Annotated in this window: 22 protein-coding genes and 1 pseudogene; 12 read left to right on the top strand and 11 right to left on the bottom strand. The window is 69.2% G+C overall.

The annotated features are described in order from the left end of the window. Positions 1–266: 266 nt before the first annotated feature. From FPZ11_RS09165 to pdhA, 3 genes are read right to left on the bottom strand one after another with little or no spacing between them, the layout of a single operon-like run. Positions 267–1,634: a dihydrolipoamide acetyltransferase family protein gene (locus FPZ11_RS09165; protein WP_146320235.1), complete on the bottom strand. Its 1,368-nt coding sequence runs from the start codon at positions 1,632–1,634 to the stop codon at positions 267–269. Beyond that, positions 1,634–2,656, bottom strand: coding sequence for an alpha-ketoacid dehydrogenase subunit beta (locus tag FPZ11_RS09160; RefSeq protein WP_146320233.1), 1,023 nt, complete (start codon positions 2,654–2,656; stop codon positions 1,634–1,636). The genes FPZ11_RS09165 and FPZ11_RS09160 overlap by 1 nt, the downstream gene beginning before the upstream one ends. Further along, positions 2,653–3,798, bottom strand: a complete 1,146-nt coding sequence (gene pdhA / locus FPZ11_RS09155; RefSeq protein ID WP_146320231.1) for a pyruvate dehydrogenase (acetyl-transferring) E1 component subunit alpha — start codon at positions 3,796–3,798, stop codon at positions 2,653–2,655. The genes FPZ11_RS09160 and pdhA overlap by 4 nt, the downstream gene beginning before the upstream one ends. 303 nt (positions 3,799–4,101) lie before the next feature. Here pdhA and FPZ11_RS09150 point away from each other — a divergent pair, with 303 nt between their 5' ends. Beyond that, complete coding sequence (locus FPZ11_RS09150) at positions 4,102–4,686, top strand: YceI family protein (RefSeq protein ID WP_146320229.1); 585 nt, start codon at positions 4,102–4,104, stop codon at positions 4,684–4,686. Positions 4,687–4,702: 16 nt separating this feature from the next. Here FPZ11_RS09150 and FPZ11_RS09145 read toward each other — a convergent pair whose 3' ends face one another. From FPZ11_RS09145 to FPZ11_RS09135, 3 genes are read right to left on the bottom strand one after another with little or no spacing between them, the layout of a single operon-like run. Continuing rightward, entirely contained in the window at positions 4,703–5,212 is a 510-nt protein-coding gene (locus FPZ11_RS09145; protein WP_246846609.1) for an Lrp/AsnC family transcriptional regulator, read from the bottom strand. Further along, entirely contained in the window at positions 5,206–5,634 is a 429-nt protein-coding gene (locus FPZ11_RS09140) for a DUF1707 SHOCT-like domain-containing protein (protein ID WP_146320227.1), read from the bottom strand. Before FPZ11_RS09140 ends, FPZ11_RS09145 begins: the two co-directional genes overlap by 7 nt. A 42-nt stretch (positions 5,635–5,676) precedes the next feature. Then, complete coding sequence (locus tag FPZ11_RS09135) at positions 5,677–6,465, bottom strand: IclR family transcriptional regulator (protein WP_146320225.1); 789 nt, start codon at positions 6,463–6,465, stop codon at positions 5,677–5,679. 164 nt (positions 6,466–6,629) lie between these two features. Here FPZ11_RS09135 and FPZ11_RS19785 point away from each other — a divergent pair. Together FPZ11_RS19785 and FPZ11_RS09130 are read left to right on the top strand one after the other, a co-directional pair. Next, positions 6,630–6,788 (top strand): annotated as a pseudogene (locus FPZ11_RS19785) (DJ-1/PfpI family protein); the annotation flags it as partial. 31 nt (positions 6,789–6,819) lie between these two features. Next, entirely contained in the window at positions 6,820–7,200 is a 381-nt protein-coding gene (locus FPZ11_RS09130) for a DJ-1/PfpI family protein (protein ID WP_246846608.1), read from the top strand. A 36-nt stretch (positions 7,201–7,236) separates the two neighbouring features. On the opposite strand, the gene FPZ11_RS09125 is transcribed toward FPZ11_RS09130, so the two are convergent. Then, positions 7,237–8,874 (bottom strand): FUSC family protein, encoded by a 1,638-nt coding sequence (locus tag FPZ11_RS09125; RefSeq protein WP_146320223.1) that lies wholly within the window; start codon positions 8,872–8,874, stop codon positions 7,237–7,239. Between the two features lie 13 nt (positions 8,875–8,887). Then, positions 8,888–10,042, bottom strand: a complete 1,155-nt coding sequence (locus tag FPZ11_RS09120; RefSeq protein ID WP_210416000.1) for a MalY/PatB family protein — start codon at positions 10,040–10,042, stop codon at positions 8,888–8,890. 135 nt (positions 10,043–10,177) lie between these two features. Between FPZ11_RS09120 and FPZ11_RS09115 the strand changes: the two genes are divergently transcribed. From FPZ11_RS09115 to FPZ11_RS09105, 3 genes are all read left to right on the top strand, one after another. Next, entirely contained in the window at positions 10,178–10,471 is a 294-nt protein-coding gene (locus tag FPZ11_RS09115; protein ID WP_146320219.1) for a DUF2277 domain-containing protein, read from the top strand. 288 nt (positions 10,472–10,759) lie between these two features. Then, a complete protein-coding gene (locus tag FPZ11_RS09110; protein WP_146322801.1) occupies positions 10,760–11,878 on the top strand; it encodes a GuaB3 family IMP dehydrogenase-related protein in 1,119 nt (372 codons plus the stop codon). Between the two features lie 96 nt (positions 11,879–11,974). Then, positions 11,975–13,696, top strand: coding sequence for a glycerol-3-phosphate dehydrogenase/oxidase (locus FPZ11_RS09105; protein ID WP_210415999.1), 1,722 nt, complete (start codon positions 11,975–11,977; stop codon positions 13,694–13,696). A gap of 142 nt (positions 13,697–13,838) precedes the next feature. Here FPZ11_RS09105 and FPZ11_RS09100 read toward each other — a convergent pair whose 3' ends face one another. Next, entirely contained in the window at positions 13,839–14,804 is a 966-nt protein-coding gene (locus tag FPZ11_RS09100; RefSeq protein WP_146320217.1) for a hypothetical protein, read from the bottom strand. 353 nt (positions 14,805–15,157) lie between these two features. On the opposite strand from FPZ11_RS09100, the gene FPZ11_RS09095 reads away from it, so the two are divergent. The 6 genes from FPZ11_RS09095 (at position 15,158) to FPZ11_RS09070 (ending at position 21,320) form a co-directional block, all read left to right on the top strand. After that, positions 15,158–15,688: a cation:proton antiporter regulatory subunit gene (locus FPZ11_RS09095; RefSeq protein ID WP_146320214.1), complete on the top strand. Its 531-nt coding sequence runs from the start codon at positions 15,158–15,160 to the stop codon at positions 15,686–15,688. Positions 15,689–15,690: 2 nt separating this feature from the next. Beyond that, on the top strand, positions 15,691–17,094 hold the full coding sequence (locus FPZ11_RS09090; RefSeq protein WP_437438628.1) for a cation:proton antiporter: 1,404 nt from the start codon (positions 15,691–15,693) through the stop codon (positions 17,092–17,094). A gap of 82 nt (positions 17,095–17,176) precedes the next feature. Beyond that, positions 17,177–18,130: an SURF1 family cytochrome oxidase biogenesis protein gene (locus FPZ11_RS09085; protein WP_168203776.1), complete on the top strand. Its 954-nt coding sequence runs from the start codon at positions 17,177–17,179 to the stop codon at positions 18,128–18,130. Positions 18,131–18,232: 102 nt separating this feature from the next. Beyond that, a complete protein-coding gene (locus tag FPZ11_RS09080; RefSeq protein ID WP_246846607.1) occupies positions 18,233–18,673 on the top strand; it encodes a DUF3817 domain-containing protein in 441 nt (146 codons plus the stop codon). A 25-nt stretch (positions 18,674–18,698) separates the two neighbouring features. Further along, positions 18,699–20,279, top strand: coding sequence for a glutamine-hydrolyzing GMP synthase (gene guaA, locus FPZ11_RS09075; protein WP_146320210.1), 1,581 nt, complete (start codon positions 18,699–18,701; stop codon positions 20,277–20,279). Positions 20,280–20,435: 156 nt separating this feature from the next. Then, positions 20,436–21,320: a cytochrome c oxidase assembly protein gene (locus FPZ11_RS09070; RefSeq protein WP_146320208.1), complete on the top strand. Its 885-nt coding sequence runs from the start codon at positions 20,436–20,438 to the stop codon at positions 21,318–21,320. A gap of 7 nt (positions 21,321–21,327) precedes the next feature. Here FPZ11_RS09070 and FPZ11_RS09065 read toward each other — a convergent pair whose 3' ends face one another. Next, positions 21,328–22,941, bottom strand: coding sequence for an ABC-F family ATP-binding cassette domain-containing protein (locus tag FPZ11_RS09065; protein WP_146320206.1), 1,614 nt, complete (start codon positions 22,939–22,941; stop codon positions 21,328–21,330). Positions 22,942–23,295: 354 nt separating this feature from the next. Then, positions 23,296–24,156, bottom strand: coding sequence for a Bax inhibitor-1/YccA family protein (locus FPZ11_RS09060; protein ID WP_146320204.1), 861 nt, complete (start codon positions 24,154–24,156; stop codon positions 23,296–23,298). Between the last annotated feature and the right edge of the window lie 91 nt (positions 24,157–24,247).

Here is a 24,247-nt window from a genome sequence, read left to right as displayed (position 1 = left end):
GGAACCGCCGCGGCACCCGTCGCCGGCGCCCACTTCCGAGGCCGCGGCCCGGAGCCGGGGCGTGCACCGACGCGAGCCGCACGACCGATCGTGAGCCACAGGCCGCTGAGCGCGGCGACGAGGGGCACGAGCCGAGTTCGAATCGGCCGCGCGACAGCTCGTCGAGCGCTCGCACCTCGCGCACGGTCTGTGCCGGTGTGCGAAGCGGGCGGCGAGCACCGGGGTGCCCACGTGGTGTGTGGACCGCGGCACGGCGACCGGACGCGTCAGACGAAGGCGATCAGCGGCTCCTGAACGCATCGGGCGACGAACGTGAGGAACCCGGATGCCACGTCACCGTCGCACACCCGGTGGTCGAACACGAGCGACAGCGTCGCGACCGTGCGCACCGCGAGCTCGCCGTCGACCACCCACGGCCGTTCCATCAGCCTGCCGAGGCCCAGCATCGCGACCTCGGGCGAGTTGATGATGGGCGACGAGCCGTCGACGCCGAGGGCTCCGTAGTTGTTCAGGGTGAACGTGCCGCCCGCGAGAGCGGACGGCGGATAGTCGGCGCGCTCAGCGTGGGAGACGAGGTCGGCGACGGCATCCCGAAGCCGTGCGAGCGACAGCGCCTGTGCATCGTGCACCACGGGGACCATCAGCCCGCGCCCCGTCTGGGCGGCCAGCCCGAGGTTGATCGATGCGTGCTGCACGATCTCGCCCGCAGTCTCGTCGACCGACGAGTTCAGCACGGGGAAGCGCTCGAGCCCCGCGACGACGAACCGCGCGACGAGGGCCGTCACGCTGTACCGTTCGCCCGTCGTCGCCTCCAGCCGACGCTTCGCGCGCACGAGCTCGGTGGCGTCGACGTCCATCCAGATGGTCGCGTCGGGCACGGTCCGGCGCGACTGTGTGAGGTGGTCGGCGACGGCCTTGCGCACACCGACGATGGGGATGTGCACGTCGGATGCCGCCGCATCCGCCCCAGAAGTCCGGCGCGCGGCTCCGCGCGGCGCCTCCGCGCCCGCCGTGGACGACGCGGCGTCGCGGGCGGAACGCGCCGCGATCTCCGCCTCCACGTCGTCGCGCACGACGAGCGAGCCCCGCCCGCTGCCGCGCAGCTCCGCGGCATCGAAGCCGTGGTCGTGCGCGAGCTTGCGCACGATCGGGGACACGACGGGGGACCGCGTCGTGACGCCGGTGTGACGTCTGCCGCGGCCGAAGCGTCCGGCGGGCGGCGTGAGGAACGTGCGGGTCGATGCCGTGAGTCCATAGCCGACGAGCACGGCACCGGATGCCTCCCCGTCGGCCCGCAGAGCGGTGCCAGGCACCACGTCGGCACCTTCGGTCGTCGCGCCCACCGCGCTGACGTCGCCCGTCGGGACGGTCGTGCCGACGTCCGCCGCCGCGGTGTCGATCGTGAGCAGCGGAGCATCCTTCTGCACCACGTCGGCGACGGCGGCGTCCAGCGACTGCACGCGTCCGGCGTACGGCGACGGCAGCTGCACGATCGACTTCGCCGACTCCACCTCCACCACCGGCTGGTCGACCGCGACGACATCGCCGGGCGAGACCAGCCAGCCCACGATGGTCGCCTCGGTCAGTCCCTCGCCGAGGTCCGGCAGCAGAAAGCGCGCGCGCTCGTCGCCCATCACCACTCCCAGGTGTCGAGTGCGTTCAGCACGCGTTCCGCGGTGGGCAGGTAGAACTCCTCGAGCTTCGGCGACGGGTAGGGCACGTCGAATCCGGCGATGCGCAGCAGGGGGGCGGCGAGATGGAAGAAATTGCGCTCCGTGACCCGCGCGGCGACCTCGGCGCCGTAGCCGCCGAACTGCGCCGCCTCGTGGATGATCGCGGCCCGCGACGTCTTCCGCACCGAGGCGTTCACCGTCGCGTCGTCGAATGGCGACAGCGTGCGCAGGTCGATGACCTCGATCGAGAGGTCCTCGAGCTCGGCGAGCGCGGCGGCATCCAGCGCCGTCTTCACCGTGGGGCCGTAGGCCATGAGCGTGACGTCGGTGCCGGTGCGGATGACGCGGGCGCGATCGAGCGGGGCCGGCGCGTGGTCGAGGGGCACGGCATCCTTCGTCCAGTACCGGCTCTTCGGCTCGAGGAAGATCACCGGATCGTCGCTCGCGATGGCCTGACGGAGCATCCAGTAGGCGTCGATCGGATTCGACGGCGTGACGACCGTGAGGCCCGGGGTGTGCGTCCAGTAGGCCTCCGACGAGTCGGAGTGGTGCTCGACGCCGCCGATGCCGCCCGCGTACGGAATGCGGATCACGATCGGCAGCTGCACCGCGCCCCTGGTGCGGTTACGCATCTTGGCCAGATGCGACGTGATCTGCTCGAACGCCGGGTAGCTGAACGCGTCGAACTGCAGCTCGACGACCGGCCGCATGCCGTTCATCGCCATGCCGATGGCCGTGCCGACGATGCCGGCCTCCGCCAGCGGCGAGTCCCAGACCCGTTCGTCGCCGAACCGGGCGTTCAGGCCGTCCGTCACCCGGAACACGCCGCCCAGGGGTCCCACGTCCTCGCCGAAGACGACGACGCTCGGGTCCTCGGCCAGCGCATCGCCGATCGCCCTGCCGAGTGCGCCCGCCAAGGTCAGCGTCGTCGGCGCCTCTCCGGTCGCCTCCGCAGGGGCATCAGTGTGATGGATGATCGTCATGCCGTGCGCCCTTCGTCTGCCGTGGATGCCCCCGCTGTGGATGCCTGTGGTGCGTGCGATGCCGCGAGCTCGTCCGCGAGAAACCCGCGTTGCTCCGCCAGCGCCGCCCGTGGAGTCGCGTACACGTGATCGAAGAGCTCGAGCGGGTCGAGGTGCGGCGCCTCGTTCATCGCGTCGCGGGTGGAGGCCGCGAGCCGCTCGGCCTCGTGGCCGATCTCGCCCTGCAGCTCGGGCGTGAGGATGCCGTCGGTCACCAGATACGCCTCGAGTCGCGCGATCGGGTCCGCAGCCCGCCACCGCTCGACCTCCTCGTCGGCGCGGTACCTGCTCGGGTCGTCCGAGTTGGTGTGAGCCTCCATGCGGTACGTGAGACCCTCGATCATGGTCGGGCCGCCGCCCGCGCGAGCCCGCTCGAGGGCATCCGCGATCACGGCGTACATGGCGGCCACGTCATTGCCGTCCACGAAGTGTCCTGGCATGCCGTAGCCGATCGCCTTGTCGGCGAGCGTGCGCGCGCGAGACTGCCTGGCGAACGGCACGCTGATCGCGTAGCCGTTGTTCTGGACGACGAACACCGTCGGCGTCTGCCAGACGCCCGCGAAGTTGAACGCCTCGTGTGCGTCGCCCTCGCTCGTAGCGCCGTCGCCGAGGAACGTGAGCGTCGCCGTCGTCTCGCCGCGCAGCTTCGCCGCCATCGCGAAGCCCACGGCGTGCAGCGCCTGCGTCGCCAGCGGCGTCGTCTGCGGGGCGATGCAGTACGACGCGGGATCGAACCCGGAGTGCCAGTCGCCTCGGAAGAACGACAGGATCTCCACCGGCCGCACCCCTCTGGCGAGCAGGGCGATGGAATCCCGGTAGGTCGGAAAGAGCCAGTCTCCATCGGCCAGCGCTGCGGCCGCGGCGATCTCGCACGCCTCCTGGCCGAGCGCGCTCGGGTAGGTCGCCAGTCGACCTTGGCGGGTCAGCGCGCTCACCTGCACATCGAAGCGTCTCGCCAGCACCATGCGGCGGTAGAGATCGAGCAGGATGCCAGCATCCGGCATCGCGAACCCCGGCGCACGCTGAAGCGGTGCGGCGTCTCCGCGCTCGTCGATGAGTCGGATCGGCTCCGCGCCGGGCCGCGCGACATCGTGGTCACTCACACCGCCATGGTGCGTGGTGCGCGCGGCCGGAGCACGGGCACCCGCTCAGGTCGATGCAGACGGCACGCATCGGCCGTGCTCCGTGCCGATCGGCCACGTCGCAACCCGCGAACAATGCCATTCGTCCACCAGGAACGCGGGCAGCCGATGCGGGTCGACCCTTGTGGTTGGCCCCCGTTCGCGGGGTAGCCTTCCAGGGGAGCCGAGCGCATCGCCGTGGTCGACGTCGCGGGCGCTCTGGGCATTCGATCATCCCGCGGATGAGAGACTGTGGGAGTTCATGCGACGACCGATAGGGAGATCATGACCGACAACGGACCCGACCTGGGCGGCGACTGGGACCTCGATCCCGCTCACACCCGCATCGGCTTCTCGGCCAAGCACGCCATGGTGGCGAACGTTCGTGGCGCCTTCAACGAGGTGACGGGCAGCCTGCACGCCGACTTCGACGAGCCGGAGAAATCCAGCGCGGAGGTCGTGCTCAAGGTGGCGAGCGTCGACACCCGCAACGGCCAGCGCGACGATCACCTGCGCAGCGCCGACTTCTTCGACGCGGAGAAGTGGCCGGACATCGTTTTCCGCAGCACGCGCATCGAAGAGGTCGGCGAGAACGCGCTCGTCGTCTCCGGCGACCTCACGATCCGCGACGTCACCAAGCCGCTCACCATCCCGATCGAGTTCACCGGTGCGCAGGTCGACGCGTTCGGCGCGCTCCGTGCCGGATTCGAGGGCACTCGCCGCATCGATCGCCGCGAGTTCGGTCTCGAGTGGAACATGGCACTCGACCAGGGCGGCTGGCTCGTCTCCGAGAAGATCACCCTCGAGTTCGAGATCTCGGCCATCAAGCGTCAGGCCGACGCCGAGGCGAACACCGAAGACGCGGCCTGAGCGAGGCCCCCTCGAACTACGCGTCCCCGACGTCCCTCGCGGCTCCTGAATCCCAGGTGCCCATGGCGATGCCGGGCGCCGTGCCGTCCCACGACTCCAGCACGATGTAGGAGCGCGTGGATGCCACGCCGGGCACCGCATGCAGTTGCCGCATGATCACATCGCTGAGGTGTTCGTGGTCGGGTGCGCTCACCGTCACGACGAAATCGAGGTCGCCGCTGACCGCCTGCACCGATTCGACGAATGGCAGGGCCGCGAGGGCGTGCGCGACATCCTGCCACCCCGGCTGACGCTCGACCTTGACGATCACGAGCGCGGTCACGTGCAACCCGATCGCCTTGCGGTCGACGCGCGCGCCGAAGCCGGTGATCACGCCGGAGGAGATGAGCCGCTGCAGCCGGTTGGCGGCGGCCGTACGGGAGATGTGCACGCGTTCGGCGAGTGCGCGAACCGAGAGCCGAGAGTCCGCACTCAGCTGCGCGATGATCGCCCGGTCGACCTTGTCCACGTGAATCGAGCTCACCACCTGCGGCGGCGATCCTCCGAGCCGGGGCCGTAGATGATGATGCCGGCGATCGGGATGAGCAGGAAGAACAGCCAGCCCCACGCCCAGCCGTCCCAGACGAAGCCCGAGATGAAGAACAGGCCGAGCGCGATGAACGGCATGAACGCCATCACGGTGGCACCCCACGCGCCGCCGAGGGCACGCGAGTGCCTGCTCCAGTCCTCCGTCGGCGCCGCGGCCGCTTGGGGTCGGGGCAGATCGTCGAAGAGCGGCACCAGGTCGCTCCAGGTCACCGCCGAACGAGCTGCCTCGGAACGCTGCTCGAACTCCTGGGCGGTGATCCTGCCCTCGTCGCGGGCGCTCGCCAACCGGGTGATCGCTTCTTGACGATCGCGGTCGCCGAGCCGTTCGTGCGGGCGGAGGGGGTTCGCGTAGTCGGCCATGTCTCCACCATGCCGTCTCGGCGCCCCGGATGCCAGACCCGATCAGCCGATGACGGCGGACACCTGCCAGGCGCCGCGGCGCACGGCGCGCTCCAGCTGGTACGCGCGTGCGTTGAAGTCCTTCGCCTGCACGGAGACCGAGACGGCGCCGACAAGCCTGCCCGTCGCGTTGCGCACCGGAGCCGCGATGCAGGCCAGCTTCGGCAGATACTCCTCCAGCTCGACGGCGATCTGCTGGGCCCGCACCTCGTCGAGCTGCTCGCGCAGGCTCGCGGCATCCGTGACGCTGTCATGGGTGAGCGCGCGCAGTCCGTGCCGTTCCAGGTAGCGGGCGAGCTGGGCCTCGTCGCGCGAGGCGAGCATGAGCTTGCCGAACGCGGTGAGATGCGACGCCTCGGAGAAGCCGACGTGCAGCTGGGTGATCTGGGGATGTCGCAGCGAGTCCTCGATGTGTGCGACCGCGATGTCGTCTCCGCGGAACACCGTCAGATAGGTGGGCGCCTCTGCACTGTCGTGCACACCGCGCAGGGCGGCGCGCACCTCGGGCGTGACGACCAGCTGGGACTGCACGGCGCGTCCGAGCTCGTCGACGGCACGGCCCAGGATGTACCGGTGCTCGCCCGGCTGCCTGCCGATGTAGTCGCCGTCGTGGAGCGTCGACAGCAGGCGGTACGTCGTCGCCTGTCCCAGCCCGAGCTCGGCGGCGATCTCCGCCGCGGTGAGGCCGCTGGGAGAGGCGCCGATCGCGCGGAGCGCCTGCAGGGCCCGCGCTGCCGAGCGGATGCCGGCATCCGCTTCGGCACCTCGCGTAGGCCGCGACTGCGTCGTCATGGGTCCCACCGTAGGCGTGCGCGCGGTCGATGGCGGGACCGATTCTCACCTGGCGGTAATCGGACGGTGACGTCGCGGGGCAGGCAGCTCACCCTGGAGACGAATCGTTCACCGGCGACTCGGTCGTCTACAGGCACGAGTCGCTCGAGTACAGGGAGGTACCGATGTCCAAGATCCTCATTCTCACGGGAGACGCCGCGGAGACGCTCGAGGTCTTCTACCCCTACCAGCGCCTGCAGGAGGCGGGTTACGAGGTGCACATCGCCGCGCCCGAGAAGCGCAAGCTGCAGTTCGTGGTGCACGACTTCGTCGACGGCTTCGACACCTACACGGAGAAGCCCGGCCACACCTGGGATGCCGACATCGCGTTCGCCGACGCTCGACCCGTCCGACTACGTGGCCATCGTCGTGCCAGGCGGACGTGCGCCCGAGTACATCCGCAACAACAAAGACGCGCAGCGCATCGTGCAGTACTTCTTCGAGAAGGACAGGCCGGTCGCCGCGACGTGCCACGGACCACTGCTGCTCGCGGCGTCCGGCGTGCTGAACGGGCGCACGTCGTCGGCGTACCCGGAGCTCGCCGTCGACGTGGAGACCGCGGGCGGCGTCTTCGAGAACGGCGCGGCCGTGGTCGACGGACAGCTCGTGACGGCACGGGCGTGGCCCGACAATGGACCGTGGATGCGCGCGTTCCTCGAGGTGCTCGATGCTGCTGGGGCGCGCGCGGCGGCCTGAGATCGCCGCGATCACGACGACCCGGATGTCGGGCGCTCAGGCGCTCGGGTCCGGGTCGTCCTGTCGTGGCTGCGCGTCGGGGTCCGGGTCTCTGGGCCGGGCGATCAGCGCGAGGAGCGGAAGAAGAGCGTCGACGGCTGCGGCGAGGTCGGCGAGCTGAGCGGGCGGGCCGGCCGTGCCCGTAACGGCAGGGCTCGCCACGACCGGGGGCGCAGCCGTGGGCGCCTGGCCGCCGCCGAGCATCCTCCGGCACGCGCCGACCCGCCGGGCGATCGTTCCCAGCTCCCGTGCCGAGGCTGGGGGCAGAGGATGCCCGTGCTCCACCCCGGCCGCGATGGCGTCGGCGCTCGCCCAGCACGCGTCGAGCGCCGGGATGATGTCTGCCCGGTGGCCGCCGTCCCTCCCGCGCACCCGTGCCGAGCGCTCCAGTCGCAGCGTGGGGCCGAGCTGGCGCAGCGCGCCGAGCGCCGCGCCGAACGCGGCGCGGGAGCGGGCAACGGCATCCGGTTCGCGGAGGCACGCCACGAGCAACTCGCTCAACGCGGCCAGTGCCGCGGACGTGCGGGCGCGCAGCGCGTCGCCGGTGCGCACCGGGAGGACCCACCAGGCGACCGCCACTGCCAGGGCGCCCGCCACCACGATCGCGGCGAGCCTGATGAGCATCGCCGGCCCTGGCTCGGTGCCGTCCAACTCGTGGAACAGCGACAGCATCGCGGTCATGGCTGCGGCCCACCAGCCGTAGCCGGCGGGGCGCAGCCACAGGCCGAGAGCGAGGATGATCGCGATGGCGCCCACGATCATCCCTGCGGCCGGCCCCGTGATCGGCCCGCTCGGCGCCGCGAACGAGAGGATGCCGGCCAGCAGGGTTCCGCCGAGAGCACCGATCGTGCGGTGCACGCCCTTGAACAGCACGTCGCCGCGCCCTCGGTTGCCGCTCGCAACGATGTACGCGGTGAGCACCGCCCAGAACCAGTGCTCGCCGAACGCGAGGTGTCCGATCACGAACGCACCGGTCAGGGTGATCGCCATCTGCACGGCCATGCGGGAACTCGCGATCGGACGCAGCCGGGAGGGTCGACGTGGCGGCGCGACGGCGTCGTTCGACTGCGGTGATGCAGGCAGGATGCCCGTGGCCCGCGCGATCCACTGCACCACGAGCGCGAGCAGTGCAACCGCCAGAGCGATCGCCGCCGCCCAAGGCACGAAGCCGTGGCCGGATCCCACCGGTGAAGGCACCGGCACGACGAGCACGGCGATGAACGGCAGCGCGATCAGAGTGCCGACGCGGGCGGCAAGGGCCCCGAAGCGGCGCACCCAGATCGCGGCGGAGAGCACGACGACGAACAGCGCGTCGCCTGCCACCGGAACGGTCACCATGAGCAGTCCGACGGCACCGGCGGCCACTCCGACGATCGGGAGAAGCACGAGCGACAGCACGCGGTGCGCGGTTCGCGTTCCCGCCCGCTCGGCCGTGAAGCTGATCGACAGCATCACCGCGAGCACGACGATCGAGTCGCCGACTCCGAGCGTGACGGCCGGAATGCAGGCGACGAGCGCGGCGAGCACCGCCGTCACGAACGTGACAGAGGCGGTGCGAAGTCGAAGCAGGCCCGGATCGGCGAGGCTTCGAACCAGGGCGGCCCAAGCCGAGCGGATGCCGCCGGTCGCGCTCAACGACGCCGCCCGCTCAGCCGGCGGCGTGCGCGAGGCGGTCGATCGCCTCGGTGAGCACCTCGGCGGAACAGCCGATGTTGAGTCGCACGTGTCCCGCGCCCTCTCGGCCGAACGTGGGCCCGCTGTTCAGGGCGACCCTGGCGCTCTGCAGTGCGATGGCGGCGGGATCGTCGCCCCAGCCCAGTGCGCTGAAGTCGAGCCAGGTGAGGTAGCCGGCGCGGGGCTCGCGGTAGCCGACCGACGGCATCCTCTCGGCCAGCAGCGTCGTGAGCAGACGCCTGTTGTCTTCGATGGCGCAGATGACCCCGTCGAGCCAGGCATCGCCGTGTGTGAACGCGGCGGTGGTCGCGATGCGGCCGAAGAGGCTGGTGCGCACCTCGACCTCCTCAGGCAGGTCGCGCACGAGCTGCGTCATGCGATCGCCTGCTGTGACGAAGAGGGCGCACTTGAGGCCCGCGAGGTTGAAGGCCTTGCTCGCGGAGTGCGCGGCGATGGCGTGCTCGCGCGCGGCGTCCGACACGGTGAGGTATGGGGTGAAGGATGCGTCGCTGTGCGTCAGCGGCGCATGGATCTCGTCGCTGAGCACCACGGCGCCGTGTCGCTGCACGATCTCGCTCAGCGCGACGAGCGATTCGCGCGAGTGCACGAGCCCGAGCGGATTGTGCGGGTTGCACAGCAGCACGGCCTTGGCACCGGATGCCAGTGCGCCATCGATCGCGTCGAGGTCGAGCTCGTGACCGCCGTCGTCGGTGCGGCCGAGCGGCGCCTCGACGACGCGTCCGCCCGCCTCGGGGATGAGCTCGAAGAACGGCGGGTACACGGGCGGCGTGATGACGACACCGTCTCCCGGGGAGATCATGCGGCGCAGCGCCTCCACGATCACCACGCTGACGTCGGTGGTCGTCCTCACCCGCGCGGGGTCGACATCCCACCCCCAACGGCGCAGGGCGAACTCGGCGAACGACGTCGTCGTCGCGCCGTGGTCGTCGCCGATGTAACCGGTGTCGCTGCGCTCGATGGCCGCGTGCAGAGCGGATGCGACGGGGGCGGCGAGCGGAAAGTCCGACTCCGCGACGAACAGCGGCAGCACGTCGGGCGGGTACGCCGTCCACTTCTCGCTCGTGCGGGTGCGAAGCGTCTCGAGGCTCTGGGCTGGCACGCGATCCATGACTGCCAGCATGCCACCGGCATCCGTCACGGCCGCGCCGACCGTGATCTCGTTGGTCGAGGAGGACGCCGCACGGGGTATCAAGTCGATCGGCGACCCGTGCGATCGCCGACGGGCGGGGCTAGCGTCGACAGCATGTGCCGCAACATCCACACCCTCCACAACTTCGAGCCGGCAGCCACCTCCGATGAAGTGCAGGCCGCGGCGCTGCAGTACGTGCGCAAGATCGCGGGAACGACGAAGCCGTCGAAAGCGAACCAGGATGCCTTCGACCACGCCGTGCACGAGATCGCGCACATCACGCAGCACCTTCTCGACGACCTCGTCGCCACGACTCCGCCCAAGAACCGCGAGGAGGAGGCGGCGAAGGCGCGGGCGCGGGCCATTCGCTCCGGTCGCTACGGCACGCCGGCCGAGGCGGCGTCCTGACGCGACCGCACCGAGCGGGCGAGCCTCCGCGTGTCGTGCGAACCGACACTGAGCGTGCGAACCGACACTGAGCGTGCGAACCAACACGGAACGTCCGAAGCCGCACGCTGCGCGCGCTCACTTCGTGTGTGCTCGTCCGCTTCGGGTGTGCGCACCCGGGGACTCGTTCGTCGCGGCACGGCGATCTCGCGCAGCACGTACCCGGATGCGTCTGGCAGTCCGAGGGCCGGTGAGCAGGTCGCAACCAGCCTCGAAACGTCAGACACACCCTAGGCTTGACGGGTGAGCATGGACATCGAAATCGGCAGGGCCAAGCGGGCGAGGCGGGTGTACTCGTTCGACGATGTCGCCGTCGTGCCGAGCAGGCGCACGCGCGATCCGGAGAACGTCTCGGTCTCGTGGTCGATCGACGCGTACACCTTCGAGGTGCCGTTCCTCGCCGCTCCGATGGACTCCGTGGTCTCACCGGCCACGGCCGTCATGATCGGCCAGCTCGGCGGACTCGGTGTGCTCGACCTCGAGGGAGTCTGGGCGAGATACGAGGATCCCGAGCCCCTGCTCGAGGAGATCCGCTCGCTTCCCGCCGATCGGGCCACGGCACGCATGCAGCAGATCTACGCCGAGCCGATCAAGGCCGAGCTCATCCGCGACCGGCTCGCCCAGATCCGCGAAGGCGGTGTCACGGTCGCCGGATCGCTCTCGCCGCAGCGCACCCAGGAGTTCTACCAGACGGTGGTGGATGCCGGCGTCGACCTGTTCGTCATCCGTGGCACGACCGTCTCCGCCGAGCACGTCTCCAAGCACCTCGAGCCGCTCAACCTCAAGAAGTTCATCTACGAGCTCGACGTGCCCGTCATCGTGGGCGGCGCAGCGACCTACACGGCGGCCCTGCACCTCATGCGCACGGGGGCCGCAGGCGTGCTCGTGGGATTCGGGGGAGGCGCGGCGTCGACGACCCGCACGACCCTGGGCATCCACGCGCCCATGGCCACCGCGGTGGCCGACGTCGCGGGCGCTCGCCGCGACTACCTCGACGAGTCGGGCGGCCGCTACGTGCACGTCATCGCCGACGGCGGCCTCGGCTCCTCCGGCGACATCGTCAAGGCCATCGCGTGCGGAGCGGATGCCGTCATGCTCGGCACGACGCTGGCTCGCGCCACCGACGCCCCTGGTCGCGGCTGGCACTGGGGTGCCGAGGCGCACCACCCGCAGCTGCCGCGAGGGCACCGCGTGCAGGTCGGCCAGACCGGCACGCTCGAGGAGATCCTCTACGGCCCGGCCGGCGTGGCCGACGGCACCGCCAACCTCGTCGGGGCGCTCAAGCGGTCGATGGCCACCACCGGATACTCCGACCTCAAGGAGTTCCAGCGGGTCGAGGTCGTCGTCGCTCCCTACCAGGGCCACTAGCCCGACGGAGTGGGCGGCAGAACCACCGGAACGTCGGCCGAAAGCGACCACAGCACAGCACCACGAACGCCCGTCTCTCGCCAGGAGGTCCCGTCCATGAGCGCGTCCGAATCCATCGAACGCTCGGCCAAGCTGGGCCCAGCCGAGCGTGCGGCGGCCATCGCCGCGATGCAGGCAGACGAGCTCGACGTGCTCGTCATCGGCGGCGGCATCGTGGGCACCGGGTCGGCACTGGATGCCGTCACGCGCGGCCTCACCGTCGGTCTCGTCGAGCAGAGGGACTGGGCATCCGGCACCTCCAGCCGCTCGTCGAAGCTCGTGCACGGCGGCATCCGCTACCTGGAGCAGCTCGATTTCAGGCTCGTGCGCGAGGCGCTCATCGAACGCGGCCTGCTGCTGCAGCAGCTCGCGCCGCACCTGGTGAAGCCGGTGCGGTTCCTCTACCCGCTCAAGCGCCGCGTGATCGAGCGGTTCTACGTCGGCAGCGGCATGCTGCTCTACGACCTCTTCAGCTACACGGGCCTGCGCCCGCCTGGCGTGCCGCACCACAGGCACCTCACGCGCAACCAGGTGCGCAAGCTGTCGCCGTCGCTCGCTGCCGATTCCTACGTCGGCGGGATCACGTATTACGACGCGCAGGTGGACGACGCCAGGTACACGGCATCCGTGGCCCGCACTGCGGCGCACTACGGCGCGCACGTCGCGAACCGGGTGCGCGTCGAGGGATTCCTCAAGGTCGGCGAGCGTGTCGTGGGCGTGCGGGCGCGCGACCGCGAGACCGATGAGCTGTTCGAGATCCGGGCGAAGCAGGTCGTCAACGCCACCGGCGTGTGGACCGACGACACCCAGTCGATGGTGGGCGAACGCGGCCAGTTCAAGGTGCGGGCGTCGAAGGGCATCCATCTCGTGGTGCCGCGCGACAGGTTCCAGTCCGCCTCCGGCCTGCTGCTGCGCACCGAGAAGAGCGTGCTGTTCGTCATCCCGTGGGGCAGGCACTGGCTCATCGGCACCACCGACACCGACTGGCACCTCTCCAAGTCGCACCCTGCGGCCACGGCGGCCGACATCGACTACCTGCTCGAGCACGTCAACGCCGTGCTCGGTGTTCCGCTCACCAGAGAAGACGTGGAGGGCGTCTACGCGGGTCTGCGTCCGCTGCTGGCGGGGGAGTCCGATCAGACGTCGAAGCTCTCCCGCGAGCACATCGTGGCGCACGCGGTGCCCGGCCTGGTGGTGATCGCCGGCGGCAAGTGGACCACCTATCGGGTGATGGCGAAGGATGCCATCGACGCGGCCGCGAGCGCCCTCGACGGCAAGGTGCCGGCATCCGCCACCGCCGAGTTGCCGCTCGTCGGCGCCAACGGATACCGGGCCGCGTGGAACCGGCGGGCGCGGATCGCGCGGAGGGCAGGCATCCACGTCAGCCGCGTCGAGCACCTGCTGGGCCGCTACGGCACTCTGGCCCAGGAAGTGCTCGACCTCATCGCCGAGCGGCCGGAACTGGCCGAGCCGCTGCCCGGCGCAGACGACTATGTGGCCGCCGAGGTCGTCTACGCGGCGTCGCACGAGGGTGCGCTGCACGTGGACGATGTGCTCGCCCGTCGCACCCGCATCTCGATCGAGGCCTGGGATCGTGGAGTCTCCGCGGCCCCGGTTGCTGCACGCTTGATGGGCGAGGAGCTCGGCTGGGACGCCGAGCGCGTCGAGCGCGAGATCGCGTATTACCTGCGCCGCGTCGCCGCGGAGCGCGCCTCGCAGGAGCAGCCCGACGACGCCTCCGCCGACCGCGTGCGCCTGGAGGCTCCCGACATCGGCTGAGGCCGCCTCTTCGGTGCCGGGGCGTCGATGCCTGCGCGTAGTTGCGCCAGATTTCGGCTCTTGCGCCAGCAAACGTGGCGCAAGAGCCGAGACTTGGCGCAGTACCCACGGATGTCTGCCCATACGTGGCCGCATCAGCGGGCTACCTCAGCCGCATTCGCCGTCGCACGATCGGAAGACCGGCATCCTGGAGGCACGCCGTCAGAGGGCTCCGATTCCAGGCGTCGTTCCATTCCCAGTGCGCGGGCATCCACTCGACGCGACGGAGTGCATTGTCTCGTGCCTTCTCCGCTCGAACACGTTCCTCGAGCGATCCCGCGGACGGGTATCGCGGGTTCACGTACTTGCCCCATCCATCGGCTTCACCCAGGACGCGATACTCCGGCCAGCCGAAATCGCTGTAGACCGCGGTGCCGTCGGGCAAGATCACCTCGATCTGTGTGACTGGCGTCGGGAATCCCTCTTCGGCGATCGTCGTGCGACTGAGCGTCTCGAAGACGCTTTCCGCGTGGGTGTCGCTGAAGTCGAGCACGGTGCGCACTCGGGCAGATCCGCGGAACGGCATGCGGCGCTGGAACGCGTCCGCCAATTCGGCGGGGGTCGTCATCGGGGGCCGCGACCCGAATCGATCGATGAGCAGCGCCTGATCGACCATGTTGAGCGCCGTCAGGAACGGCGCCGTTCTGCAGACTTCGATCAGGGTGTCGGGAAGTGCAGTCATGCTCGGTGTTCCGTCGAGGACAGTGGCCGAGCGCCACCGAGGCACCTCGACCACCCCGTTCCGACGGCGCCCGCTCGTCCCTGTGCCCATCAGAAAGACCATCGGCGGATTCCAGCCCACCAGTGGAAGACCGCAGAGAACGCCGGCCGACACACCGGTCACCACGGGGGCCTTGCGCATCGCCGCCGCTGCGAGCACCTGGAGCATGTACGTCTCCGCAGGTTTCAGGTGTGCGAGATCGGATGCCGTTGCGTACGCGCCCCATCTCAGCGACGTGAGCTCGTGTGCACCGCGGACCGCGCGTTGAGAGTCGTATCGGCCCAGCGCACGGAGGTCGCGGGCGAGGACGAGCGCCTGTTCGGGTTCGGTTCGCTGGGCGTCGGTCACCGCGGCATTCTTCGACGATGAGTCGGTCGTTCGCCGAGCCGAGGTCCGAAATGTGCACTACCGCCGTACACGGTGTCGTGTGGAGGACGAGTGCGGTGCCCGCTGACTTGGTCATCGTGCCGCAGCTCGATGGACGAGGCATCCTCTAGTGCGCCAGGATTTGCGTATCGCGCCAGAAAACGTGGCGCGAATGCCGATACCTGGCGCAATTGCGCGCACCGTCGGCGGAGCGGCGCCCAGCCGCGGCGCGAGGCCGCCAGCGCCCGTTCACCCAGGGCGGAGCGCCGCCCGGGAACCCCGCGCGGACCGCTGACTACACTGGAATGACGCGCGAATCAGGGGAGTCCTTGGCGATGGTTGATGTACGACGGGTGAAGCTTCCCGGTGTGGGGGTGCTGCACACTTTCGTCACGGAAGACGGCGGCAAGGTCGGTGTCATCGCGCACAGATCAGGGCACTCCGACCTCATCACGTTCTCCGACGACGAAGACACGGCGAAGGTCACCAAGGTGTCGTTGCGGCTCAGCGACGACGAGGCTCACACGCTCGCCGAACTGCTCGGCGGCACCCAGATCACCGAGTCGCTGACGGCGCTCGACCAGATTCCGGGCCTGTCGATCGACTGGTTCACGGTCGACTACGAGGACTACATCGCGGGCCAGCGCCTCGGCAGCCCCGCCGAGGTCGGCATGGTCGGCCTCACCGTGGTCGCCGTCGTGCGCGGCGACTCCACGAACCCGGCGCCTGCCGCCGATTTCAAGGTGTTCCCCGGCGACACGCTCGTCGTCGCGGGCTCGCCGGAGAAGGTCGCCAAGGCGTTCACATACTTCCGCACCGGAGAGGTGGCCAAGCCCGCCCTTGCTGACGCGCCGCCCGGAGTGTGAGCGTGGTCGCCGCCGTCCCCACCCTGTTCTTCACCCGCTCCGCCGGGGCCAGCGACTCCGTGGCCACCGACCTGATGGTGCTCGGCGCACTGTTCGTGATCGCATACGGTCTCGGCCGCTTGGGCAAGCTGGTCAAGCTTCCCGCCATCCCGATCTACATGCTCGTCGGGCTGCTGGCGAGCCCGCACACGGGCTTCTTCCCGCTCAACTTCGACTCAGGCGACATCGAGCTGATCGCCATCTTCGGTCTGATCCTGCTGCTGTTCAACCTGGGGCTGGAGTTCGACCAGGACGAGTTCTTCGGCAACGCCGGCCGTCTGCTCATCTCCGGCGGCACCTACATCGTGCTGAACATGGGGATGGGCTTCCTGTTCGGCGAACTGGTCGGCTGGGGAACCCGCGAGGCGCTGATCATCGCGGGCATGGTGGGAACATCCTCGAGCGCCATCATCACCAAGATGCTCATCGAGCTGGGCAGGCTGGCCAACAACGAGACCCCTGCCATCCTCGGCGCGACGGTCATCGGCGACGTCTTCATCGCCATCTATCTGGCGATCGTCTCCGTGGTGCTCAGCGGCAAGACCGAGTTCTGGCCCGTCGTGCTGCAACTCTCCATAGCCGCCGTGTTCCTGGTCGTGATGTTCGCGGTGGCGCGCTGGGGCGCACGCCTGTTCTCCGCGCTCTTCCGCACCCGTGACGACGAGCTGTTCACCATTCTGTTCTTCGGTCTGGCGCTGCTGTTCGCCGGCCTCGGCGAGCTGATCGGGGTCACGGATGCCATCGGCGCGTTCCTGATCGGCCTCGTGCTGGGCGCCACCCGCTTCTCGGGCAAGATCGAGCGCATCTCGATCCCGCTGCGCGACGTGTTCGCCGCCTTCTTCTTCTTGAACTTCGGGCTCGCGCTCAACATCGCCGAGTTCGGCAGCGTGGCGTGGCTCGTCATCATCGCCGTCGTGCTCACCGTGGTGCTCAACGTGATCTCCGGCGAGCTGATCGCGCTCTTCAACCGGTTGGATGCCCGCGACGGCATCAACATCGCCGCCGTGCTGATGAACCGTGGCGAGTTCACGCTGATCCTCGCCACACTCTCGCTGGCCGCCGGGCTCAACCAGAAGCTCGAGCCGTTCGCCGGTCTCTACGTGCTGATCATGGCCATCCTCGGGCCCGTGCTCACAGCCAATTCTGAAAGGATCGGTGCTGCACTGATCAGGCCGCGTCGCCGCCCTTCGAAGAAGGGGCGCAACCCCGTGCTCGACGAGGAGATCGGCCTCGTGGATGCCGTCACCAGCGGACAGCAGTCCGACGAGGGCGATCCGCAAGACGAGCCGAGCCGCGAGGCGGTCGATCGCGTCGTCGAAGAGGCGATGCGGCAGGCAGGCGCAGACGACTCACGAAAGCAGAACTGACATCTCCACGCACACCCCGCAGGCGCCGGGCAGCGCCGACACCAGACCCGCGCTGCCGAAGACCGAGTCGCTGGGTCGCACGATGGTGCGCCCCAAGTGGATCGCGGCACTGCTGCTCGCTCTCGTCGTCGCGGCCGGCTTCGCCTGGCTCGGTCAGTGGCAGCTCGAACGCGCCGTCGAGTCCGGTCACGTCGTGGAGCACTCGACGGAGCACGTGCTGCCGTTGAACTCGGTGGGCAGGGTGAACTCGGCTCCCACCACCGACGGCGAGGGTCAGCTCGTGCACACGCGCGGCACGTTCGCGCCACAGGACTACGGGATGCTCGCCGACCGGCTCAACAACGGTGCCGCCGGGTATTGGGTCATCGCTCGGTTCACGCCCTCCGACCCGGATGTGAAGGGTCGCACAGCTCAGCTCGCCGTGGCCCGCGGCTGGGCGCCGACCGAGGAGCGGGCCGAGGCGGCCATCGCCCGGCTGAAGGCGCAGACACCCCAGGCGGTCACGCTCGTCGGACGGCTGCTGCCCTCCGAGGCGCCCGCGGCACCCGCCGCCGGACCCGACCCGTTCCTCATGAAGGAGATGTCGGTCGCCTCGCTCGTCAATCGCTGGCACGGCATCGGCGATTCCGACATCTACAGCTCCTACCTCGTGGAGCACGGTGCGGTGCCCGCCGGTCTGCAGCCGATCTACTCGCCCCCACCGGTCGAGCAGACCACCGTCAACTGGCTGAACATCTTCTACGCGGCGGAGTGGGCGCTCTTCGCCGGCTTCGCGATCTTCCTCTGGTATCGGGTCGTGAAGGATGCCTGGGAGAAGCAGCGCGAAGACGCCGAGGCCGAGTACGAGGCCGCGCTCGCCGCATGGTCGGGGGCCGCGCCTGCCGAAGGTGCCGCACCGGCCGACGACATCGCACCCGCCAGGGACGCCGCGGAGCGCGTCGCACCCGGAGCGGACGCCTCCGTGCCTTCGGCGGCAGAAGCAGAAGCAGAGGCAGAGCCATCCGCACCCAGCAACTCGTCACACGAGCCCAATTAGACTGATCCTCATGCCGAACTCCCCCAGAACGAGGACGGCGGAAGCCTTCTTCAGCGCACGATCGAGCAGCTCCGATCAGCGAATTCGGCCCGGCCGCGCACGGTGGACATCCCCAAGATCCCCGGCGCGCTCAGGTTCTATCAGGTCACCGCCTACATCACCGGAATCATGCTGCTGCTGCTCGTGGCGGAGATGATCCTCAAATACGGCGTCGGGTATTCCGTCTACGCGTTCGCGCCGGGGCAGCCGGTGGTCGCGCTCGTGCCGTACACCGGCGACGCGGCATCGAGCCAGGCGGGATTCGATGTCTCGACCGGCATTCTCATCGCGCACGGCTGGCTGTACGTGCTCTACCTCATCGCCGACTTCAGGCTGTGGTCGCTGATGCGCATGTCGTTCACGAAGTTCCTGCAAATCGCCCTCGGCGGCGTCGTGCCCTTCATGTCGTTCATCGTCGAGCACTTCATCACCAAGCAGGTGAGGAAGTTCCTCGCCGAGAACCCCGTTCCGTCAACCGAGCCCAAGGTGGAGGCATCCCATTAGCGAGCAGCGCACCCCCGAGACGCCCATCGACGCCGCAGCGAACGCCGGCGAGCACCCCGTGCTCGTCGTCGACTTCGGGGCGCAGTACGCGCAACTGATCGCGCGGCGGGTGCGCGAGGCATCCGTGTACTCCGAGATCGTGCCGCACACCATCACGGCGGCCGAGGTCGCAGCCAAGCAGCCGGCGGGCATCGTGCTCTCGGGCGGCCCGTCGAGTGTGTACGAGGAGGGCGCGCCGAGCTTCGACCCGGCCATCTTCGACCTCGGAGTGCCCACGCTGGGGATCTGCTACGGCTTCCAGGTGATGGCGAACGCGCTCGGCGGCGTGGTGTCGAAGACGGGTGCGCGCGAGTACGGCTCGACCGACGTACGGGTCACGGATGCCGGCACCCTGCTCGCGGAACAGCCGGCAGACCAGACGGCGTGGATGAGCCACGGCGACTCGGTGACGCAGGCGCCGGAGGGCTTCGACGTGCTCGCTTCGACGTCGTCGACGCCTGTCGCGGCGTTCGCCAGCGACGAGCGCAAGCTGTACGGCGTGCAGTGGCACCCGGAGGTGAAGCACTCCGCCTACGGACAGGCCGTGCTGGAGAACTTTTTGCACCGTGCGGCCGGCATCCCCGCCGACTGGAACAGCGAGAACGTCATCGAGCAGCAGGTCACGGCCATCCGGGCCCAGGTGGGCACCGGCCGCGTCATCTGCGGCCTCTCCGGGGGCGTCGACTCCGCGGTCGCCGCGGCGCTCGTGCACAAGGCGGTCGGTGACCAGCTGACCTGTGTGTTCGTCGACCACGGACTGCTGCGCCAGGATGAGCGCGAGCAGGTCGAGCAGGACTACGTCGCCTCCACGGGCGTGCGGCTCGTCACCGTCGACGCATCCGACGTGTTCCTCTCCGCCTTGGCCGGTGTGACCGATCCGGAAGAGAAGCGCAAGATCATCGGGCGCGAGTTCATCCGCACGTTCGAGCGCGCCCAGGCCGACCTCGTCGCCGAGGCCGCGGCCGACGGCGACCCGATCCGCTTCCTCGTGCAGGGCACGCTCTACCCCGACGTGGTGGAGTCGGGCGGCGGCACGGGCACCGCGAACATCAAGAGCCACCACAACGTCGGCGGCCTCCCGGAAGACCTCAATTTCGAGCTCGTCGAACCGCTGCGCACACTGTTCAAAGACGAGGTGCGCGCGGTGGGCCGCGAGCTGGGTCTGCCCGAGGTCATCGTCTCGCGTCAGCCGTTCCCCGGACCGGGCCTCGGCATCCGCATCATCGGCGAGGTCACGCGCGAACGTCTCGAGCTGCTGCGCAAGGCGGATGCCATCGCACGCCACGAGCTCACCGCGGCCGGCCTCGACGGCGAGATCTGGCAGTGCCCCGTCGTGCTGCTGGCCGACGTGCGCTCGGTGGGCGTGCAGGGCGACGGACGCACGTACGGACATCCGATCGTGCTGCGTCCCGTGTCGAGCGAGGATGCCATGACCGCCGACTGGACCCGCTTGCCCTACGACGTGTTGGCCCGCATCTCCAACCGCATCACCAATGAGGTCGAGGGTGTGAACCGCGTAGTGCTCGACGTGACGTCGAAGCCCCCGGCGACCATCGAGTGGGAGTGACGCGGGCGGCGGCACTCCCGCTCGCAGGAGGTGCAGGGTGGCACTCGGGCGCGAAGCGGTCGAGTGGGAGTGAGACGGGGCGGCCCTCTCGGCTGTGACCGCGCTCAGGCGTGACTCGGCGCATCCCTTGAATGGGCGGGTATCGTTCCCATCGTCATGCCCCCGTTCTCCGTCGTTCTGACCACGTTCCGTTTCGACTGGGTCGCCGCCGTCACGCTCGTCGTTCTCGCCGCCGCATATGTCGTCGGAATCATCGCCGCCAGGCGCAGGGGAACGGTGTGGCCGGCTCTGCCGACCCTCGGCTTCTTCGTTCTCGGACTGGGATCGTACGCTGCCGTCTCGTTCGGGTTTCTCGGCGCTTTCACCTATGAACTGCGCTGGGCGGAGATCACACGCTGGGCGCTGCTGCTGTTCCTCGTGCCGTGGTTGTTGGCGCTCGGGCGTCCGGTGGCGCTCGCACGGGCGGCACTGAACGATCGGGGTCGCGCCGGCCTCGACAGTTTTCTGCAGAGCAGGTTCGTGCGCACTGTCGGCAACGCCGTGTTCGAGCCGATCTTCACGATGGTGATCTTTCTGCTCTTCGTCACACCGCTTGCCGCGTGGTTGCGCCTGAGTCCGATTCCGCAGACCTTCGCGACGGTGTTCATCCCGCTCTTCGGACTGCTCACCATTGTGCCGATCGCCGAGTCGACGAGAAAGCATCTCAGCCTCTCGCTCATGTTCGAGTTCATGATCGCCATGGCGGCCCTGATCTTCGACGCGATTCCGGGCATCCTGTTGCGACTGCACAACGTCGTCATCGACGGCGTGACGAACGTGCAGGCGGGAATGCCGTCGTGGTTTCCGAACCCGCTGCACGACCAACATCTGGCAGGCGACTTCATCTGGTTCATCGCCGAGGTGGCCGACATTCCCATCATCATCATCCTGTTCCTGCGCTGGGCGAGAACGGACGACAGGGAGGCCAAGGCCATCGATGAGCTCAGCGACGAGGAGATGGAGCGGCTCACCCAGGCGCACCTCAACGACTGGCATCGGTGAGCGGGCGTCAGCCCATCTCGGTGAGCCGGCCATCGGCATCCAACTCCAGGGTCAGATCGAGCCCGAGCTGACCGAGGAAGGCGTCGTCGTGGCTCACGACGATGACGGCACCGCGGTAGGCGCGCAGCGCGTTGACGAGCTGGTCCACAGTGTCGAGGTCGAGGTTGTTCGTCGGCTCATCGAGCACCACCAGGTGCGGCGCGGGATCGGCCAGCAGCAGTGTCGCGAGCGCGACACGGAAACGCTCCCCGCCCGAAAGGGCGCCGACCGGACGATCCATGGCCGCACCGCGGATGAGGAACCGGGCCAGCTGGTTGCGCAGCTCCTTCTCCGGCACGCTCGGCGCAGCGGCCGCGACGTTCTCGACGACGGATGCCGCGTCATCCAGCCCGTCGACCCGTTGCGACAGGTAGCCGATGCGGTCGGTGTGCGCGTGGGCGCGCGCTTCGGGATTCGGGTCGAAAGCGGCATCCGCACTGCCGGGCAGCAGCTTGCGCAGCAGCGTGGTCTTGCCCACGCCGTTGCGGCCGATCAGCGCGACCCGTTCCGGTCCCTGGATCGCCCACGAGCGTGAGGAGTCGCCGAGCGTCGCGATGCGCCTCGCGGTCGAGAGCCCCGGATCGGGCAGCGCGATCTTCATCGAGGCGTCGTCGCGCACCCGGTGCCCTGCGGCGTCGAGCGCCTGTCTGGCCATCTCCTCCTTTCCGGCGACTTCGGTGCGCAGCTTGCCCGCCGACACCTCCGCCTGCATGCGCCGGCCGTGCGCCACGATCTTGGGAACCCGCTTCTCGGCCTCCGCCTTGTGCGCCATGCGCGCCCTGGTGGCGAGTTTGGTCTCGGCCTCGATGCGCTGGCGTTTCTCCTTCTTGAAGGCCTGCTTGGCGTCCCTCTCGGCCTGCCGTGCGGCATCCTGCTCGGCGTCGAGCCAGGCCCGCCACTCGGAATACGGGCCGCCGAACACGCTCAGGTCGCTGCCGTACAGCTCGGCCGTCTCATCCATCAGCTCGAGCAGCGCGACGTCGTGGCTGACCACGATGAGCGTGCCGCGCCAGCCGCGCACCAGCTCGCCGAGCCGGGCACGCGCATCCCGATCGAGATTGTTGGTCGGCTCGTCGAGCAGGGTGATGGGCGCGCGGCGCACGCGGATGCCCGCCACGGCGACCAGCACGGCCTCGCCTCCCGAGAGCTCCCCGACTGTGCGGTCGAGGAAGGACGGATCGAGTCCGGCGTCGGCGAGCGCGACCTGGGCGCGTGCCTCGACGTCCCAGTCGTCCCCGACGGCGTCGAAGTGTGCCGGGTCGACGTCGCCGGCGGTGATCGCCCGGACGGCGTCGAGAGCCTCGGCGACGCCGAGGAGTGTAGCGACCCTCTCGTCCGTCTCGAGGGTGAGCTGCTGCGGAAGGTAGGCGACCTCGCCGGTCGCGGAGACCGACCCCGAGGTGGGCGTCAGCTCGCCGGCGATCAGGCGCAGCAGTGTGGATTTGCCCGAGCCGTTGCGGCCGACCAGGCCGGTGCGGCCGGTGCCGAACGCGCCGGAGACGGAGTTGAGTGCGACAGATCCGTCGGGCCAGGCGAAGGTGAGGCGGTCGAGCACGACCGATGAAGCAAGCGGTGTTGACATGAGCGACTCCCGGAGATGTGCGGGTGCGCTGAACAACGAGGGTCATCGACAGACGTCGAAGACCGGATGCCGGGACTCGAAGCAGTAGCTCGATGCAGGAGCACCGAATGCTCGATGCCTGGTGCGGCACGGCGGGAAGGATCGTCGGATCAGCGCGTGGACAGGACGCGGAGGCGACGATTCAGATCAAGGGACTTCCCAACACGGCGGACAGGACTCGATGAGATTACCGACCGAGAGTGAATCGTGCAACCCGGGCGTGTCGCACGGGCCGGCCGGTGGCAGGCTTGCGGAGGAAACACGAACGCGGGCCGTCCCGAAGGACAGCCCGCGTCGATGCTTCTGCGCCGCGGCTCAGTTCCGGCTGCCGCCTGCGATGATCGCGAACAGGCGCAGGAACTCGACGTAGAGCCAGATGAGTGTGACGGCGAGGCCGAAGGCGCCGTACCAGCCCATCACTCGCGGCGCGCGGTTCTTCACACCGTTCTGGATGAAGTCGAAGTCGAGCACGAGCGAGTACGCGGCCATGATGACGGCCAGCACGCCGATGATGACGCCGAGCGGAATGTTGAACAGCCACGGGATGTGCATGGAGTAGATGCCGAACGGGCCGCCGGTGGTGGCCGAGCTGAAGCCGCCGAACATCATGACCACGAGGTTGACGATGCCGAACAGCGCGTACCCGATGAGCGCGACGAGGAACACCTTGGTGGCCCGCGCAGATGCCCGGACCTTGCCGTTCGCGAACAGGATGAGCGTCACGGCGAACACCGCCAGCGTGGCGAGCACGGCCTGGATGACGACGCCCTGCCAAAGGTTCTCGAACAGGGCCGAGATGCCGCCGATGAAGAGGCCCTGCGCCGCGCCGTACAGCAGGATCAGCGCGGGGGAGGGCTTGCGCTTGAACGAGTTGACGAGTCCGAGCACGAAGCCGACGATCGCGCCGGGGAACGTGAGCACGGGAAAGAACCATCCGACCACCGCGGTCGCCAGAATGACCGCGAAGAGCAGCACCGTCTTCACGACGGTGTCTTCGTAGGTCATGCGACCGGTGTCGGACGAGGTCGCCGCCGGCGCCTCGTAGAGCGACTGGATGCCCTCTGCCGTGGCGAGTGCATTCGTCTCGGTCGCGGTGGCGGCGACGTTCGCGCCGTCAACGGGATTGTTCGGCTTGAATGCCGGGTTGCGGGAGAACGCGGGGTTCGAGAGGGCCATGCACCAACGTTACCGGAGGGGGTGCGTGGCACGGCTGAGGTTCCGCTGTGGGCTGACGCGGGGCGTGCTCGCCGCGCAGCGCCAGAGTGAA

Origin of the sequence: Humibacter ginsenosidimutans (assembly GCF_007859675.1) — a bacterium.
Lineage (GTDB): Bacteria > Actinomycetota > Actinomycetes > Actinomycetales > Microbacteriaceae > Humibacter > Humibacter ginsenosidimutans.
This window is presented reverse-complemented; position numbering and strand designations above follow the sequence as displayed.

What these genes read in the sequence shown, in the direction of transcription:
- FPZ11_RS09165 (WP_146320235.1), bottom strand. Translation starts at nt 1,634, where the DNA reads ATGGGCGACGAGCGCGCGCGCTTTCTGCTGCCGGACCTCGGCGAGGGA.
- FPZ11_RS09160 (WP_146320233.1), bottom strand. Translation starts at nt 2,656, where the DNA reads ATGACGATCATCCATCACACTGATGCCCCTGCGGAGGCGACCGGAGAG.
- FPZ11_RS09150 (WP_146320229.1), top strand. Translation starts at nt 4,102, where the DNA reads ATGACCGACAACGGACCCGACCTGGGCGGCGACTGGGACCTCGATCCC.
- FPZ11_RS09140 (WP_146320227.1), bottom strand. Translation starts at nt 5,634, where the DNA reads ATGGCCGACTACGCGAACCCCCTCCGCCCGCACGAACGGCTCGGCGAC.
- FPZ11_RS09135 (WP_146320225.1), bottom strand. Translation starts at nt 6,465, where the DNA reads ATGACGACGCAGTCGCGGCCTACGCGAGGTGCCGAAGCGGATGCCGGC.
- FPZ11_RS09130 (WP_246846608.1), top strand. Translation starts at nt 6,820, where the DNA reads ATGCCGACATCGCGTTCGCCGACGCTCGACCCGTCCGACTACGTGGCC.
- FPZ11_RS09120 (WP_210416000.1), bottom strand. Translation starts at nt 10,042, where the DNA reads ATGGATCGCGTGCCAGCCCAGAGCCTCGAGACGCTTCGCACCCGCACG.
- FPZ11_RS09115 (WP_146320219.1), top strand. Translation starts at nt 10,178, where the DNA reads ATGTGCCGCAACATCCACACCCTCCACAACTTCGAGCCGGCAGCCACC.
- FPZ11_RS09110 (WP_146322801.1), top strand. Translation starts at nt 10,760, where the DNA reads ATGGACATCGAAATCGGCAGGGCCAAGCGGGCGAGGCGGGTGTACTCG.
- FPZ11_RS09105 (WP_210415999.1), top strand. Translation starts at nt 11,975, where the DNA reads ATGAGCGCGTCCGAATCCATCGAACGCTCGGCCAAGCTGGGCCCAGCC.
- FPZ11_RS09095 (WP_146320214.1), top strand. Translation starts at nt 15,158, where the DNA reads ATGGTTGATGTACGACGGGTGAAGCTTCCCGGTGTGGGGGTGCTGCAC.
- FPZ11_RS09085 (WP_168203776.1), top strand. Translation starts at nt 17,177, where the DNA reads ATGGTGCGCCCCAAGTGGATCGCGGCACTGCTGCTCGCTCTCGTCGTC.
- FPZ11_RS09070 (WP_146320208.1), top strand. Translation starts at nt 20,436, where the DNA reads ATGCCCCCGTTCTCCGTCGTTCTGACCACGTTCCGTTTCGACTGGGTC.
- FPZ11_RS09065 (WP_146320206.1), bottom strand. Translation starts at nt 22,941, where the DNA reads ATGTCAACACCGCTTGCTTCATCGGTCGTGCTCGACCGCCTCACCTTC.
- FPZ11_RS09060 (WP_146320204.1), bottom strand. Translation starts at nt 24,156, where the DNA reads ATGGCCCTCTCGAACCCCGCGTTCTCCCGCAACCCGGCATTCAAGCCG.